This window comes from Aneurinibacillus aneurinilyticus ATCC 12856, from assembly GCF_000466385.1.
Taxonomy (GTDB): domain Bacteria; phylum Bacillota; class Bacilli; order Aneurinibacillales; family Aneurinibacillaceae; genus Aneurinibacillus; species Aneurinibacillus aneurinilyticus.
In genome coordinates this window covers 29,784-44,192 of the sequence record NZ_KE952895.1, presented here as the reverse complement: position 1 = coordinate 44,192, position 14,409 = coordinate 29,784, and the positions used below count along the sequence as shown (strand labels likewise).

The 14,409-nt window shown below is 44.9% G+C and carries 30 protein-coding genes; all 30 read left to right on the top strand.

The window, feature by feature from the left end; all coding sequences use genetic code 11:
• Positions 1-28: 28 nt before the first annotated feature.
• A complete protein-coding gene (locus HMPREF0083_RS22750) occupies positions 29-253 on the top strand; it encodes a hypothetical protein (protein WP_040304552.1) in 225 nt (74 codons plus the stop codon).
• A complete protein-coding gene (locus HMPREF0083_RS28460) occupies positions 250-408 on the top strand; it encodes a hypothetical protein (RefSeq protein ID WP_155847248.1) in 159 nt (52 codons plus the stop codon). Before HMPREF0083_RS22750 ends, HMPREF0083_RS28460 begins: the two co-directional genes overlap by 4 nt.
• 237 nt (positions 409-645) lie before the next feature.
• Positions 646-1,014, top strand: a complete 369-nt coding sequence (locus HMPREF0083_RS26690; RefSeq protein ID WP_051354768.1) for a hypothetical protein — start codon at positions 646-648, stop codon at positions 1,012-1,014.
• 71 nt (positions 1,015-1,085) lie between these two features.
• A complete protein-coding gene (locus HMPREF0083_RS22740) occupies positions 1,086-1,283 on the top strand; it encodes a hypothetical protein (protein WP_148316051.1) in 198 nt (65 codons plus the stop codon).
• Between the two features lie 598 nt (positions 1,284-1,881).
• Positions 1,882-2,097: a hypothetical protein gene (locus HMPREF0083_RS22735; protein ID WP_040304549.1), complete on the top strand. Its 216-nt coding sequence runs from the start codon at positions 1,882-1,884 to the stop codon at positions 2,095-2,097.
• 86 nt (positions 2,098-2,183) lie between these two features.
• Positions 2,184-3,182 (top strand): YqaJ viral recombinase family nuclease, encoded by a 999-nt coding sequence (locus HMPREF0083_RS22730; RefSeq protein WP_021624219.1) that lies wholly within the window; start codon positions 2,184-2,186, stop codon positions 3,180-3,182.
• A 14-nt stretch (positions 3,183-3,196) separates the two neighbouring features.
• Entirely contained in the window at positions 3,197-4,078 is an 882-nt protein-coding gene (gene recT, locus HMPREF0083_RS22725) for a recombination protein RecT (protein ID WP_021624218.1), read from the top strand.
• 44 nt (positions 4,079-4,122) lie between these two features.
• Complete coding sequence (locus HMPREF0083_RS28875; protein ID WP_167331600.1) at positions 4,123-4,275, top strand: DUF6906 family protein; 153 nt, start codon at positions 4,123-4,125, stop codon at positions 4,273-4,275.
• A gap of 12 nt (positions 4,276-4,287) precedes the next feature.
• Positions 4,288-5,127, top strand: coding sequence for a DnaD domain-containing protein (locus tag HMPREF0083_RS26685; RefSeq protein WP_021624216.1), 840 nt, complete (start codon positions 4,288-4,290; stop codon positions 5,125-5,127).
• Complete coding sequence (locus HMPREF0083_RS22715) at positions 5,072-5,809, top strand: ATP-binding protein (RefSeq protein ID WP_051354767.1); 738 nt, start codon at positions 5,072-5,074, stop codon at positions 5,807-5,809. Before HMPREF0083_RS26685 ends, HMPREF0083_RS22715 begins: the two co-directional genes overlap by 56 nt.
• Positions 5,806-7,170 (top strand): replicative DNA helicase, encoded by a 1,365-nt coding sequence (locus HMPREF0083_RS22710; protein ID WP_040304547.1) that lies wholly within the window; start codon positions 5,806-5,808, stop codon positions 7,168-7,170. The genes HMPREF0083_RS22715 and HMPREF0083_RS22710 overlap by 4 nt, the downstream gene beginning before the upstream one ends.
• 18 nt (positions 7,171-7,188) lie before the next feature.
• A complete protein-coding gene (locus HMPREF0083_RS22705; RefSeq protein ID WP_021624213.1) occupies positions 7,189-7,392 on the top strand; it encodes a hypothetical protein in 204 nt (67 codons plus the stop codon).
• Complete coding sequence (locus tag HMPREF0083_RS28455; RefSeq protein ID WP_155847247.1) at positions 7,361-7,519, top strand: hypothetical protein; 159 nt, start codon at positions 7,361-7,363, stop codon at positions 7,517-7,519. The genes HMPREF0083_RS22705 and HMPREF0083_RS28455 overlap by 32 nt, the downstream gene beginning before the upstream one ends.
• Complete coding sequence (locus tag HMPREF0083_RS22700; RefSeq protein ID WP_148316050.1) at positions 7,516-7,812, top strand: hypothetical protein; 297 nt, start codon at positions 7,516-7,518, stop codon at positions 7,810-7,812. Before HMPREF0083_RS28455 ends, HMPREF0083_RS22700 begins: the two co-directional genes overlap by 4 nt.
• On the top strand, positions 7,809-8,339 hold the full coding sequence (locus HMPREF0083_RS22695) for a hypothetical protein (protein ID WP_021624211.1): 531 nt from the start codon (positions 7,809-7,811) through the stop codon (positions 8,337-8,339). The genes HMPREF0083_RS22700 and HMPREF0083_RS22695 overlap by 4 nt, the downstream gene beginning before the upstream one ends.
• Complete coding sequence (locus tag HMPREF0083_RS22690; protein WP_021624210.1) at positions 8,336-8,956, top strand: hypothetical protein; 621 nt, start codon at positions 8,336-8,338, stop codon at positions 8,954-8,956. Before HMPREF0083_RS22695 ends, HMPREF0083_RS22690 begins: the two co-directional genes overlap by 4 nt.
• 53 nt (positions 8,957-9,009) lie before the next feature.
• Positions 9,010-9,216, top strand: a complete 207-nt coding sequence (locus tag HMPREF0083_RS22685) for a hypothetical protein (RefSeq protein ID WP_040304544.1) — start codon at positions 9,010-9,012, stop codon at positions 9,214-9,216.
• Positions 9,213-9,458 carry a hypothetical protein gene (locus tag HMPREF0083_RS22680; RefSeq protein WP_021624208.1) on the top strand — a complete coding sequence of 82 codons (246 nt, stop codon included), beginning with the start codon at positions 9,213-9,215 and terminating at the stop codon, positions 9,456-9,458. Before HMPREF0083_RS22685 ends, HMPREF0083_RS22680 begins: the two co-directional genes overlap by 4 nt.
• A gap of 42 nt (positions 9,459-9,500) precedes the next feature.
• Positions 9,501-9,752 (top strand): hypothetical protein, encoded by a 252-nt coding sequence (locus HMPREF0083_RS22675; protein ID WP_021624207.1) that lies wholly within the window; start codon positions 9,501-9,503, stop codon positions 9,750-9,752.
• A 133-nt stretch (positions 9,753-9,885) separates the two neighbouring features.
• A complete protein-coding gene (locus HMPREF0083_RS22670; RefSeq protein WP_021624206.1) occupies positions 9,886-10,233 on the top strand; it encodes a YopX family protein in 348 nt (115 codons plus the stop codon).
• Entirely contained in the window at positions 10,226-10,672 is a 447-nt protein-coding gene (locus HMPREF0083_RS22665) for a RusA family crossover junction endodeoxyribonuclease (RefSeq protein ID WP_021624205.1), read from the top strand. Before HMPREF0083_RS22670 ends, HMPREF0083_RS22665 begins: the two co-directional genes overlap by 8 nt.
• Positions 10,669-10,827, top strand: a complete 159-nt coding sequence (locus HMPREF0083_RS28450) for a hypothetical protein (RefSeq protein WP_021624204.1) — start codon at positions 10,669-10,671, stop codon at positions 10,825-10,827. The genes HMPREF0083_RS22665 and HMPREF0083_RS28450 overlap by 4 nt, the downstream gene beginning before the upstream one ends.
• The gene (locus tag HMPREF0083_RS22660) at positions 10,814-11,107 is read left to right on the top strand and encodes a hypothetical protein (protein WP_040304542.1); all 294 of its coding nucleotides are present in this window, start codon (positions 10,814-10,816) and stop codon (positions 11,105-11,107) included. The genes HMPREF0083_RS28450 and HMPREF0083_RS22660 overlap by 14 nt, the downstream gene beginning before the upstream one ends.
• 13 nt (positions 11,108-11,120) lie before the next feature.
• Positions 11,121-11,261, top strand: coding sequence for a hypothetical protein (locus tag HMPREF0083_RS28445; RefSeq protein WP_021624202.1), 141 nt, complete (start codon positions 11,121-11,123; stop codon positions 11,259-11,261).
• Positions 11,262-11,297: 36 nt separating this feature from the next.
• Positions 11,298-12,578 (top strand): DNA cytosine methyltransferase, encoded by a 1,281-nt coding sequence (locus HMPREF0083_RS29535; RefSeq protein WP_245191371.1) that lies wholly within the window; start codon positions 11,298-11,300, stop codon positions 12,576-12,578.
• 12 nt (positions 12,579-12,590) lie between these two features.
• Positions 12,591-12,803 carry a hypothetical protein gene (locus HMPREF0083_RS22650; protein ID WP_021624200.1) on the top strand — a complete coding sequence of 71 codons (213 nt, stop codon included), beginning with the start codon at positions 12,591-12,593 and terminating at the stop codon, positions 12,801-12,803.
• A gap of 27 nt (positions 12,804-12,830) precedes the next feature.
• On the top strand, positions 12,831-13,061 hold the full coding sequence (locus tag HMPREF0083_RS27555) for a hypothetical protein (protein ID WP_021624199.1): 231 nt from the start codon (positions 12,831-12,833) through the stop codon (positions 13,059-13,061).
• A 17-nt stretch (positions 13,062-13,078) separates the two neighbouring features.
• A complete protein-coding gene (locus HMPREF0083_RS22645) occupies positions 13,079-13,390 on the top strand; it encodes a hypothetical protein (protein ID WP_021624198.1) in 312 nt (103 codons plus the stop codon).
• 45 nt (positions 13,391-13,435) lie between these two features.
• A complete protein-coding gene (locus HMPREF0083_RS22640; RefSeq protein WP_021624197.1) occupies positions 13,436-13,654 on the top strand; it encodes a hypothetical protein in 219 nt (72 codons plus the stop codon).
• Between the two features lie 46 nt (positions 13,655-13,700).
• A partial coding sequence (locus HMPREF0083_RS26675; RefSeq protein ID WP_021624196.1) for an antA/AntB antirepressor family protein occupies positions 13,701-14,409 on the top strand: 709 nt, incomplete at its 3' end.

The window sequence follows — 14,409 nt, the reverse complement described above, 5'->3', positions numbered from 1 at the left end:
ATTAGGTGGATAAGAAAGGAGCATGAGAATGAACGAACAGTTAGAACGATTGAAAGAAATGGCTGAATGGCATGAATCAAAAGCGGATGACCTTCAATGCTTAGAAGAACCTCATGCAATTGGACAGTACGAATATCACACGCTTCAGGCAAAAAAATACTGGTACCGTTACGGCTGGTTATCGGGAGAAATCGAAACGATGAAAGAGTTTGGTGAAGAAATGATTCTGCTTCCAGGGAGGGTGTTGGGGTGAAAATACATGTCGTATATATCAGTCGCTTGATGAAGGCTAGTGAAGTACGTGAGGCGTGCGCTGTAGCGGGGATGCTACCAGATGCAAAATTGATAGACACAATACCTAAGAAAAAAGAAAAAGCTGCTGAGTGCGGGAACACTCTAACAGCTTAGCGCTTAATCAATGTACAAACAGCATAACACATGTTCGTATAAACAGCAAGCCCACTCGGGCTGCTGCCAGAGCTACGGAACCTTATAAATAGATAACTCTCAACCAATTATCCGTAGCTGTGTCAGCACTTAGAGTGCAATACAACTAAGAATTACATATTGGCGCGGTCATCGGGGCCGTAACGCTGGCGTAGTGGGTAGGGGCGCTGGCACAAATAAAACAAGGTGGGTGAAGGCATGGATAAAGTGAAGTTGCCGAAAGAAGTAGCACAAGCGATTGAAACACTAGAGAACGCAGAAATAACAACGTTTGGAATCATATGTTCTCTAGCTCATGAAAGATGGGGACATTCAGAACATGTTTCTGATGCTCATAAGGTTTTGCGTAGGTTCTCATTCGGAAACAGTGGCGGAAACACAGATATTATTCTCAAGGCTCTCGTAAATGGCTACGAATTAGAGCTGACGCCAGAAGAGAAGGTGTACGAATACTACCACGAACACACGGAAAATTCGGATGAAAAAGTAGGTGTGTGTCGAACGCTCAATCTTCTCGGCATCAAGATTGAAGGAGTGAACGCCCGATGCGTCAGACAGCAAGCCTGAACGGCGTCATCGACGCCGTAGTCGAAACGCTCTTAGTCCGGCAGAAACTTGTCCGTCGTTTGGATGAAGCTATGGTCGAACGAATCTTGATCGATGAGGTCGGATGGGAAAAGGCTGAAGAACTGCTAGATCGGATCCTGATTGAACCGGTTATCCAAGCGACTATCGAAGTGGACAAGCTGGACTTTTCAGAGCCTAGCAACAGTGTTGGTGGCTACTGGTTCGAAACGGAAGCTGGTCGGCGGGATTATATGAGGGACGTACTTTGAAAGAGGGTGAGAAAAAATGCCAAACAGCAACTTACTAGTTGGAGTAAGTAGGGTGTAATGCACTTCCTGCAAAAATGAATTCTATGAGTTCGAAAGCAACGAATTTGATAAATGTCCTTATTGCAAAGCTAATTTCATTGATATTAAGGCAGAAGTCATCAAAACAGATCAGATTCGTATTCAGGTTAATTACCTAACCGGAGAGATTAGCAAAGTGGAGAAATAAAAAGACCCGCGAGCAGGCGGGCCATAAAGGAAACTTGGTAAAAGTTCACCTTTAGCATAGCACTGACCCTATCAAAAATCAATTGGAGGGATAACGATGGAGATAAACATCTACTCACTGATTCCATACTCATACGAAGGAACTTTCTGACTTGAAGAAGTTATAGGGGAACACGAATCCCTTCATCATGGAGCAATTATCAATATTAAAAATCAAGAATATCTCATTCTAACACTTGCGATTCGCAAGGACGGAACAATTGTCCTAGAGTGTAGCAAATCATAGTCGAAACCAGCGCCCATTGTGGCGCCCGGTCTAGCAGGAATAGCCTCCTGCTACTGATGAGACAGGCTGGAAGGGATGGTGATACATATGATTCGTGCAGTGAAGTTTCAAAATGGCGTCTGCTTTCCAATAGAAGACGTGATCATTATGAGACGGATAGAGAACACTGTGGAAATTGCGCTTCCTTTTCATCAAGATACACCGAACCTTCAAATGAGTGTAAGCGAAGCGTACTCTCTTCTACGCGCACTAGATGAGGTGTGTAATGTTCAGGAACTACCAGCACAATGCAATAAAAAATGACCAGCGGGAACTGGTCATCGGGTTTGAAAATCACTTTCTATCACTGTACCACGATTGAACCTTGAAAACAACATAGGAGGTTGACTATGGGTAACGTAGTTTACGCGACGGACGGCCAACAACGCCGGATTGAGCCTGGAACGCACGCTATTCGGCTAGTCAATACATTGGACATGCCTCAAGAAGAATGGCTGCAATGGCGGCGTAAAGGCATCACAGGCAGCGATGTTGCTGGTATTTGCGAAGAAACAAAGTGGAGTTCGCCAACGAAAGTATACCTCGACAAACTCGGTCAGTTAGCACCTCAAGAAGATAACGAATCGATGTATTGGGGCCGGATTAACGAGGATACGGTTGCCAGGGAATACGCCAAACGGACCGGGCTTAAGGTACAACGGTGCAATGCTATGCTCCAGCACCCAGAGAATGAATGGGCGCTTGCGAATATCGACCGATTCATCATCGATAAAGAGCGCGGTAAGGGTGTACTGGAGTGCAAGACGACAAATGAGTACCAAAAGGACCTTTGGGAAGACGAAAACGTCCCTGAAGCCTATCAACTTCAGTTGCAATGGTACCTGTACGTTACTGGCTTGGATTGGGGAGCATTTGCAGTCCTGATCGGAGGGAATAAGTACAGACAGTTTCCGATTGTGCATCGAAACGAGCAAATCATTGAGGCCATTGTAAAAATTTGCGGTAACTTCTGGCATCAACATGTACAGGCTAAAATCCCACCGATGATGGACGGTTCAGATGTATCAAGCGATTTACTAAACACGATGTATCCTGATGCGAAGCCGAAGAGTGAGACAGAGCTGCCGAAAGAGGCTGACCAGTTGATTATTGACTGGCAACAGGCTGATGAAGAAATGAAGGCTGCTGAGGCTAAAAAGCAAAAGGTAGAGAACCAACTCAAATCATTGATCGGTGAATGCGAAAAGGGAATAACTTCAGAGCATATTGTTTCCTGGAAGCCAGTCACACGCAATACGGTGGATAGCAAGGCATTGAAAGAAGCACACCCAGATATCTATGAAAAATTCCTGAAGTCAAGTACGTCGCGTAGATTCTTAATTAAATAACTGGAGGCATACTCATGGCAGTGAAAAACGAAGGCAAATTAACTTCCAAGCTACAAGATAAGGCGAGAGGGGCGGAGGTAGCTCCTCCAACGCCAGCACAAACAATAGGCGCTTACCTTCAAAAAATGGCACCTGAAATTGAAAAGGCATTGCCTAAACATATGGATATCGACCGACTCACACGTATTTCTCTTACAACCATTCGAACGAATCCAGCGCTATTAAACTGCACAATGCCTTCACTGTTGGGGGCCGTTATGCAGGCTGCACAACTTGGTTTGGAGCCGGGATTGCTAGGACATTGCTACATCATTCCATATGGCAAAGAGGCCACATTCGTTATCGGCTATAAAGGCATGATTGATCTGGCGCGTCGGTCCGGAAATATCAAAAGTATCTATGCTCATTCGGTCTTTGAGAATGATGAATTTGAATATGAGTACGGATTACACCCATCACTTATACATCGTCCAGCTATGAAAGAACGAGGTGAATTCATTGGTGCTTATGCAGTTGCCCACTTCAATGACGGTGGATATCAGTTCGAATTCATGCCAAAGGAAGAAATTGAAAAACGAAAACTACGCTCTAAAGCTTACAAAAGCGGCCCATGGGTGACGGATTATGAGGAAATGGCAAAAAAGACAGTCGTTCGTCACATGTTCAAATTCCTGCCTATCAGTATCGAAATTATGAAGCAGGCTGCACAGGATGAGACAGTACGCAAGGACATTACCAGCGAGCCGAAAAGTGTCTATGGTGACGCAATAGAGGCCGAGGAGGTCTTTGCTGAAGATATTCCGATGGACAAGCCTACACAGACAGAAAAGCAGCCAGAAGGCAAGGACGATGAGCTAGACAAAGTAGCAAAAGAATTCGATGAAGGACTAATTTAGGGGCGCCTAGCGCTCCTCTCTATCAAATATGAGGGGGAAACTCTATGAAACAAGGACGGAAGCCGACGCGAAAACAGAAGCTGGCAATAAGAGCTGTACGACTGAACCCGGAGAACTGGCTCGTCACCAAAAATCTACCGGGCGAGCTTCACTTGGTGCACCGGGAAACCAACAGGGAGCGCAAGCTTCCGGTATAGGGGTTGAGCAACATGAAAGGCTGGATAAAGCTTCATCGTAAAGTGATGGAAAATCCCATTTTTAATGACCCGGCTCTCTTTCGTTTATGGTGTATGTGCTTGATGAAAGCTGCACATAAAGAACGTGAAATTTTAGTCGGATCACAGGTTGTCACCATACAACCAGGCGAGTTTGTAACTGGAAGAAACTCTCTTGAAGAGGAGTACAACAGGGGAATGAAGCCTAAAGATCGTGTACCGGGAATTACACTGTGGAGATGGCTAAATTCACTCGAAAAACTAGGAAACGTGAACATCAAAAAAACGAACAAATACTCAGTCGTATCAATAGTTAACTGGGACTTGTATCAACAAGATGAACAACAAATGAACAACAAACGAACAACAGATGAACAACAAATGAACACAAACAAGAATGATAAAGAATTAAAAGAATTACAAGAAATAAAAGATCCACTACTACAACAACAGGAGCAGGCTTTGGAATTTTTGGTAGGGGAGTATGAAAAAAATAAATTCTCACCTGTTGATGACGAAGGGAACATTCTTCCTTACCTGAAAAAAGAAATCTTCACATGGTTAACAAACGGGAGCTTTGATCAACCCGAAGAGATTATTCAAATGGCGCTTGAAGAAGCCTTACTTTCAAATGGCAGAGAATGGCGCTTAGTAAAAACGATTCTGGAAAGGTGGAAATCGGACCAGCTTCGCACGGTTGAAGATATCCAACGGGACCATGAAGAGTTTAGAAAATCCAAAGAACAAAAAGTGATTCCGTTACGAAAAGGAGATCGCGATGAAAAACATACGAGAGTTCCTCAAAAACGAAAATATGACATTTCCAGATGGTGAAGCACTAGAGGCTTTCAAACGACAACGAGAAGAAGAAGATCGGGCAATGGTGCAACGAATCCTACAGGAAAACAAGGAAGCCAGAAAGGCAAAATATCAGCGTGTGTTTAACGAAAACAGCTTGATATCTCCGGCCTTACGAACAGCTACTTTTGAAAACTATGAACCGGGAACGTTCGAACTGCGAGAAGCCAAGCGTATCACAATGGACTACGCTGAACGGTTCGCATTGGATGACCCTCACAACCTCCTGATGATGGGTGATTATGGTGTCGGAAAATCGCACTTGGCTGTATCGATTACCAAACGACTAGCCGAGAAGGGATTCACCAGTATCTTTGTTTCCACACCGGAACTGTTAACAAAAATCAGGTCCACATACAACCGGGATAGCAATCATAGCGAGCTGGAATTGCTAGAACTGATAAAAACCGTTGATTGCTTAGTGTTAGACGATATCGGTGCAGAATACGGTACGGATTGGGCTGTAACGAAAATGTTCGAAGTCGTAGACAGCCGACTTGGCAGACACACGATTTATACAACGAACCTGGGGCCGGAAGAGCTGGCAGAACGATTAGGACCGAGAAACATGTCACGCATGAAACAAGACACGGAAATTCTACTCATGCAAGGTGACGACTATCGTGACACGGTTCTATGCAGGAGGGAAAGACGATGAGCGACGTAAATCAAGACACTTCTCTTCTTGTCGAACCGGAAGCTGAGGAACAAGTTCTCGCCCGGATGCTAAGCGACGATCAGGCTATCGAGGAGGTCGCTGACTTTCTACTCCCAGAACACTTCTACACCAGCAACTACCGGAAGCTGTACCAGGAGGCGCTTAGACGCTGGGAAGGTGGCGAAGAGCCTGCGAACCTAGCGAACATGTTGCCGATGATGGAAAAGCTCGGTGTCGATGTGATGAAGCTTACAAACATGGCAATCGATATCGCTATCTGGGAAATGAAGCCGCTGGCTGAGCGTCTAGTGCAGGCGGACGGTGTACGTAAGGCCATGAAAGCAGGATATGAGCTTATTCAAATGGCAAACATGAGCCGGATGCTAGACTCTGATGAAATCCAACGCACGATTACAAAGGCCACAGAAACGCTCGCCGAAATTGGCGAGAGCCAAGCGAAAAACACTATGCGCTCGGTACATGACATTCTGATGGAGCATACGGACAAGCTTGAACAAACCATCTGGGGTGACGAAGAAAGAGAAGTGGTGGGACCTAGCATCATGACAGGTATGCCTGATTTAGACGAACTGACAAACGGCTATAAGGCGCCTGAATTAATCGTCATTGCAGCTCGACCATCTGTAGGAAAAACAGCTTTTGCTAACCAACAGGCACTCAATATCGCTGAGAAATACGCAGAAAAAGGCCCTGTTGCTCTCTTTTCACTGGAGATGGCTGCTGAGGAGCTGGTAACCCGGATGCTTGGTAACCTGGCTCACTTGGGGGGATTAGGTAACCGAAAGCTGACCGAGGAGGAATACAACAAATACACTATGGCTGTTGGTCTTCTGGCAAATCATAACATCATGATTGACGACGAGGCCAAGCAAACTGTTGCCAAGATTAGAGCGAAGGCTCGGCGGTTACAGAAAGAGCAAGGTTTATCAGCTATCTTTATCGATTATCTGCAATTCATCGAGCCACCAACAAAGGGCATGAACCGAGCTGACGTTGTGAGCGAGAATACAAAGGCACTGAAGAACATGGCGAAGGAGTTAGGGGTTCCGGTTATCGCGCTCGCTCAGGTGGGTAGGCAAGTCGAACAGAGAGCCGACAAACGCCCGATGATGTCAGACCTTCGAGAGTCTGGGGAAATCGAGCAGACGGCAGACAAAATTATGTTTCTGTACCGGGATGAATACTACAACCGGGATACCGAGAAGAAAAGCATCCTAGAGGTTGACTTGGCAAAGAATCGGAACGGGGCTACTGGGAGGCGAGAGCTTTGCTTTATCAAGGAGTACGGGAAAATTCGGAGCTTGGAGGTACAACATGCTGAGCAGTTGGCAATTGTTTAACGAGGTGGGGATAACGCAATGATATGCCGGGTGTTGTTTCCTGAAAAGGCACGGGCCATTGATTTATCAGTTTCCCTGGCAAGCTTAGCAACGCAGCTCATGAAGGCAGAAACCCATCAGCGGCGCGTAACAGGGATGCGTTTTAACAAACAAGATAAAGCCATTGAGGTTGAACTGGAGGAGATACCAGATGGAAAAGAAACGTCGGAAGCCACAACCTAGCTCACGACCAGTATTGTTACCAAGGAAAGTTACGGATTGGATTCAAAACAATAACACAATCGGCAGAACGAACGAGAATGCACTCGGCGGTGGTCGTCCGGCATGGAACGGGAGGAAGAAAGCATGAACAAAAAGCAAATACGTGACACAAACGCGCTCCTGAAGCTTGAAAATATCGCATTGAAAGAGCAATTAGCTGAATGGCAAGCCAAGTATGAGCGAGTTTTTCGGGAGTCTGCTCGAAAAGAGATTCAGCTTTCTAGGCAAATCTATTTCCTTGAGGAAGAGCTGCGAAAGGCAAGTGGAGCCACAACCGAGCAAAGCGGCCTAGTGGATGCCTATCGGAAAGTGCTTAATAACGAATTAGTCCGACAGCAGCCGACGCCAGTACACATTCTCTGGACGGGGGTTAACCAGTGACACGCTACGTTGGCATCGACCCAAGTACGAAAACTGGACTTGTTGCTCTCTCGCCTTCAGGGAGGACGCTAGACGCTCGGGAGATAGAGGGGAAGGGCGAAGACCCACGACGTATGTACAGCATCATACAAGCTGTTTCTAAGGCTATTCAGCCAGACGATATTATCTGCATTGAGGGATTCGGATTCGCTTCACAGTCGGGCTTTCTGCTCGGTGGTATCGGCTGGGGAATTCGAATGGAATTGTATCGACGCGGTATCCCTTATCAAGAAGTATCGCCAAACGGATTGAAGAAGTTCACGGGAGCTGGGGGAACGGCTAGCAAAGCCGAGGTTGCTGTAGAGACATTCAAACGTTGGGGTTTTCAATGCAAAAGTGACAACGTGACAGATGCTTACGTACTTGCCCAGATAGCTAGGGCGATGCATAAAGATATAAAAATCACCAAGTTTCAGCAGGAAGTTATTAATGCGATTCGCAATCCACAAACAAAATCTAAGAAGAAAAAGGAGAATAAAACAAGATGAATAGTGAATTTCGTGCACATGTAGCTGGTTTGAATACAACGGACAAGAAAATAAAGTTAACGCTGGAACTAGATGCGGAGATTAACCCAAACGCTCTTTTCTCGGTTCACCAAATGGTAGGCGAGAAGGTAATTGTCAACATGGGAAGCCCTCAAATGTCAATGAACTTCGATGAGCCTGAGAATGAAGAGATGCATCTTGAACAGCCAGCGGGAATCAAGTATGAAACGGACTCTTCTGGGGTTGTAGTGAATATGTTCCCGTTACCGGAGCCAACTCAGGAAGAAAAACAGGAGCTAGCGGCAGAGGGTGAGACAGTTATCGAGGGCGAGTTTACGGTGGTTACAGAAGACCAAGAAAAAAAAGAACAAGAGCGGGACAACACCGAACAGGGGCCGACAGAAAAGGAAATCGAAGAGTACATTCTGAGCGGTAAAGCTCCAATCTTCGAAGATATCAAATTTGATTTTCCTGAGTTGCTGCATAAGAAGCAGAAGTTAGGCAGTTGGAAAAAGGTCGCTATGCAAACGGGTGACTCCATCGGACAGCTAACACGGGAGTACAAAGCGTATAAAGCACGTGTAGCCGAGCAGATGCGAGATGGAGATACAGCTTAATAATCGGTTGCCCGCCGGGGAGACTCGGTGGGTGGCCTAAGGAGATGGAGAACATGGAAATCAAAACGCAGGAACTCAAAATTGAAGTAGTTAGAATGACTCGAAATGGAAAAAACGGTATCGGGGTTGTTCTGCCGATTGGTGGCAACATTCAAAGATTAATTGATAAAGATGCAAAAGCGGGTGTGAGGTTAGTGGAATTATACGTTGCTATGCTGGAAGCCGCAGCGCGTGATGTGCTAGAGGAGGGAACGAAATGAACGTAACCAATGGCACATACGAAGCAACAAATCTGCTGGCAGAGTGGTGGGAAGGGGAAGAACCTTCGTTTAAGGTGAACGATGTTGTGACTATTATCGAAACAAATGAAGACGGAATTATAAAACGTGTATTTAAGGATTTGGAAGAGTGCTTAGTCCGACATAAGGATGTTAGAAACTCCAATGAAATCGAAACATATTACACGCACTCTTTTTTCCGGTTCGATGAATTGCGGAAATAAAAAAAGGCCGACACAGAGCCTTATAACAAAGGAGGAAAAAACATGAAACTTTTCTACACGGAACAGTTTAAAAAAGCGATAGAACAAAATCCTGAGCGGCTTGAAAAGTTGCTTGCCAGTATTATTGAATCACCATATCAAAGCGAACATGGTGATATGTGGATGAATAAAAAGCATGCTACAGCTGTATGCTCTGAACTTTATTATGCCGTAATGGATGAAAAGTTTTCTGAAAGCATTGATTTTCAAGCGTTAGCAGATGAATCGGATGAATTATTATACATTGTTGGTTAAGTGTTTATAGCAATAAAAAGGCCGACACAGGTCGGCCATAAAAAGAAGGTTATTGCTGAGAAAAATTTCACGCCTTCAATATACCACATTTAGGCAAATGGGTAAATAAGGAAATTGATAGGAGGGACATAAAATGCGCGAGATTAAGTTTAGAGCTTGGGATAAAAATTTAGAAAGGTTGTACAACCCCGATTATGTTCAAGAGTATTTTCATGAAATCGTTTCGGACAACAAACGATTTACGTTGCTTCAATACACCGGGCTGAAGGATAAGAACGGTAAGGATATTTTTGAGGGGGATATCCTTGAATATAAAAAACTAAGTTTTCATGAGGATGGGGTAGAACGAGGCCATGTTTGGTACAACGAATACGCTGAATGGTCGGTAAACAACTGGCTTTTAAATAGAATTTACAGACGAGCTGAAGTCATCGGCAACATATTTGAGCATCCCGAACTGCTGGAGGAACAACATGTCTGAACCTATTCACTTAATCATCCAGGGGGAACCAGTTGCTCAAGGTAGACCACGAGCTGGAAAGATAAATCGAGGGAGATTACGTGGACAAACAGTCCTCTATGACCCGGAAAAATCAAAGGATTATAAGCTATATCTAAAATTCGTAGCATCGCAACAAGCGCCAGAAAAGCCGCTGGAAGGGCCTCTGCAACTTGTCGTACATATTTATCGGTCCATCCCTAAAAGCTTCAGCAAAAAGAAAACAGCAGCGGCAGACGCAGGTCAAATCAGGCCAACAACAAAGCCAGACGCAGACAATTACCTAAAAGGCATCAGTGACGCGCTAAATAAAATCATCTGGCAAGATGACTCGCAGATTGTATCCGCAACGGTAGAGAAATGGTATAGCCAGCAACCACGGATTGAGGTCATTGTTCAAACGATAGGTGAGACAGCATGACAAACACAGATAAGGCGCTTGCCCTCATGCTTCCCCGCCTAAAAAGTAAAGAAAGTAGGCGAATGACCATGGTAGGCAATACGGCTATTCGTATGATAGAGCAACACTTAAATAGTTATGAATCTAAAAGGAGCTGGTCACATGGAACTCACTAGTAAAGGCACGTTGTATTTCGATGGAAAGCCAATCGCAGAAGTTTTGAACGTGTTTTTCAAACGTCAGGAGGCAAAGGATTATACACCTATCGCTACACAACGTAAGTTTACAGGTGCTATGACCGGAACATATAACAAGAAGGCATTAGATAACCTCGTATCAGAAGTTGGTAAACATAAGACACTGTACCGATTACACAAGATTTTGCATAAGACAAAAAAACAGCGGATTAAACGCAAAGTGGCCAGTCGGATTTCTCAAATGGAGCAGTGGTCATAGGTGGTGGTCATTCATGGAGTCAAAAGAAATAATCGGTGATTTGTTTCCGCAGCTCCCACATGTGAAGCCCAAAAAGAATAAGGAACTATATTGCGGCGGATGCAAGTACTTCCCGTTTTCAGGGAAACAGAAGGAGCGTTGCGGGAAGGTGTAGGGCATGGGTGTAAGCGGAAGAGGGAGAAGGAACAAGATGAGAATGCTTGATTTGTTTTCAGGAATAGGTGGTATTTCTCTTGCTGCTGATTGGGCCGGGATAGAAACAGTTGCTTTTTGCGAAATTGAGCCATTTCCTCAGAAGGTATTGCGGAAGAATTGGCCGGGCATTCCGATTTTCGGAGATATTAAAAAACTTAATTATAGAAGATTAATGAGGAAGTTATACAAACAAGGGGTGATAGACAGCCATGACCACTCAATTGACATTATTTGCGGAGGATACCCTTGCCAGCCTTTCAGTAATGCCGGGAAGCGACAAGGCCAGGCGGACGACCGCCATCTCTGGCCGGAAATGTTTAGACTTGTGCGGGAACTCCGGCCCACTTGGGTTGTTGGAGAGAATGTTGCTGGACACATCAGCTTGGGCCTCGATGATGTACTTGCTGACTTGGAAAGCGAAGGCTACCAAGCAAGGGCGTTTGTACTTCCAGCTGCAGCCGTCGGCGCTCCCCACAGACGAGACAGGGTGTTTATCGTGGGCTACTCCAAACACAATGGATACTCTTCCACAGCGATCAGAGGAAGCCTTAATCCGTCAGGCCACGACTACCAGGAAAGGAAGGAAGCGGCCAGCAAACCTAAGGGAGCAAGTCAATCCGGAAACTGTAAAACTTTGGCCCACACCCCAAACAAGGGACTACAGAAGCGGAGACAATCCAGAATCGCCACGGCAGGCACGGAAGAAAGAACAGGGATGGAGCCAGAATTTGAACGATGCAGTGAAAGTATGGCCTACTCCAACAAACAGCATGATGACAATGGGAGATGTACAGCAAGCGAGATATTCAGGGAACGACAAGCGCAGACCATCTTATCAGGAAGCAAACAAAGCATGGCCGACACCGACAGTAAACGGAAATCACAATCGGAAGGGCCTATCCAAAACTTCGGGAGACGGGTTATCGACAGCAGTCAAGACTTGGCCTACACCAGCGGCACAGGATGGGAAGAACAGCACACTTCCTCCAAGTCAAATCGATCGGGATACAGTTCCGGGAGCATTAATGAGAGAGGGGCAACAAGGACAACTCAATCCAGAATGGGTGGAGTGCTTGATGGGATTTCCGATTGGTTGGACGGACATAAGTGGCCTGCAGGATATGGACAAGAACAATATGAATGGGAGCCTCCACGAGTAGCTACAGGAGTTAAAGACAGAGTTTGGAGATTGAAAGGGCTTGGTAATGCGGTTGTTCCACATCAGATATATCCGATATTCGCAGCGATTGTCACGATATGGTCGCAGTCACGATAAGGAGGAAAAAGGATGAGCGAAGATAAAGGGCTTCATGTAAAGTACATCGTTACAAAAGTTGATACCGGTGAGATTGTAAACAACTGCTTTGTATTACGTCCAGATAAAGATCCGGCAGCACTAGCAGCATTAAAAGCCTACGCATACATGACAACGAATCCAGAATTGGCAGCGGATATTTTTTGTTGGATAGCGTCCATCGAGAAAGAGGTGACTCATGAATAAGCGTGAAAAAAACCGGGTCAAGCTTACATGCAGAAAGAAAGAAAAAACATCTATATGGCTTGTGAAGATTATGATTTTTGCTGGGGAAGAGATGAAGTCAAACGGTTCAGGGAGATGTGGGAAGCAGGTGAATCCTTGATAGACATATCTAAAGTACTTGGTAGGCATGTAAATGAAGTAGCCATATTGGTGATTGATCAGGCTGAGAAAAAGAAAATTGAGATGCACGGTAGTAAGGCATTCGGACAAGCTGTATAGCGTAGGGGGAGTAGGCTATGACGAACCTCATTGTTTTACCTAAATATCCTTGCTCATTCTGCAAGAAAAGAGAAGCTACACAGTTCTGTGATTTTGTGATTGGTTATAGCTGGACAACAGCAAAAGACGAAAACGGAAAGATGATCGGCCCCCAGCAAAAAACTTGCGATAACCAAATATGCAAAGGGTGTGCAACCAACATCTGTGGTTATGATTTCTGTCCTTCTTGTAATGAATTAAGAATGTTAGTAGAGAGAAAACACGACAAGCGAAGAGGAAGACTGATGATAGACATTGTTCTTGGAGAGTTTCAATTAGATGAAGAGTGATTGTACGCACTGCGGCAATATTGCGAATGAATGGAGTGATTTCTAATGGATATACCCAAAAGGATTCTAGATAAGGTTGATCGAGCTCACCGTCATCATCAGAAAAAGCTTACCCTTATAAACGAAATTGAAGATTGGCTTACTAAACAAGGTTTGGATATAGAGGTACTACGTAACGAACTTGATGTTATTACGGAGTTAGATTATGGGATGACTAGTGAGCAATTCAAAGAAGCGATTAACAGTTACTTAGAGGGCATATAAAGAGTTTCGTAATACAGCGATATTGCGACAAAAAGGAGAGGATACAATGAGTAACCTTCGCGTAATTGCAAGTGAATTGGTTCCAGTATACGCAGATGAACAGGGTAACAATTTAGTCAACGCTCGAGAACTACATGAGTTTTTGCAAGTAGAAACACGCTTCAACGACTGGATTGAGCGAAGGATTGAAAAGTACGGCTTTGTAGACGGTGAGGACTTTCACTCATTTTTGAGTAAAAGTAATGGTGGTCGGCCTTCTGTTGAATATATCCTTGCGATCGATACGGCAAAAGAAATATCAATGGTAGAAAACAATGAGCGCGGGCGACAAGTGCGCAAATACTTCATCGAAATGGAACGGCGGGCCAAAGAAGTAAGGAACAATGTCATTCCTCTCGATGAGCGTCAGGTACGCATGGAGCTCCTAAAATCAGCACTTGAACATGAGGAACGGCTTGAATCAGTAGAGCAGAGACTTACAGAAGTAACCCGTAAGGTAGAAGAACAAATCACCCTACAGCATCATGAGCAGTATGCACTACAAAAAGCAATCAATCGTCGTGTACTTGATTTAGCTGGTCGGGCCGAATTTCAACAACTAGGATTCGACGAACAGAATTATATTACTCCTGACCTTAGAAAAGTAAAGAGGAAGCTATACAGCCAGATTCACCGTTCCATCAAAGATTGTTTTGCTGTCGCCAGTTACCGGGATATACGTCGATGCGATTTTGAAGAAGCGATGAAATATGTAC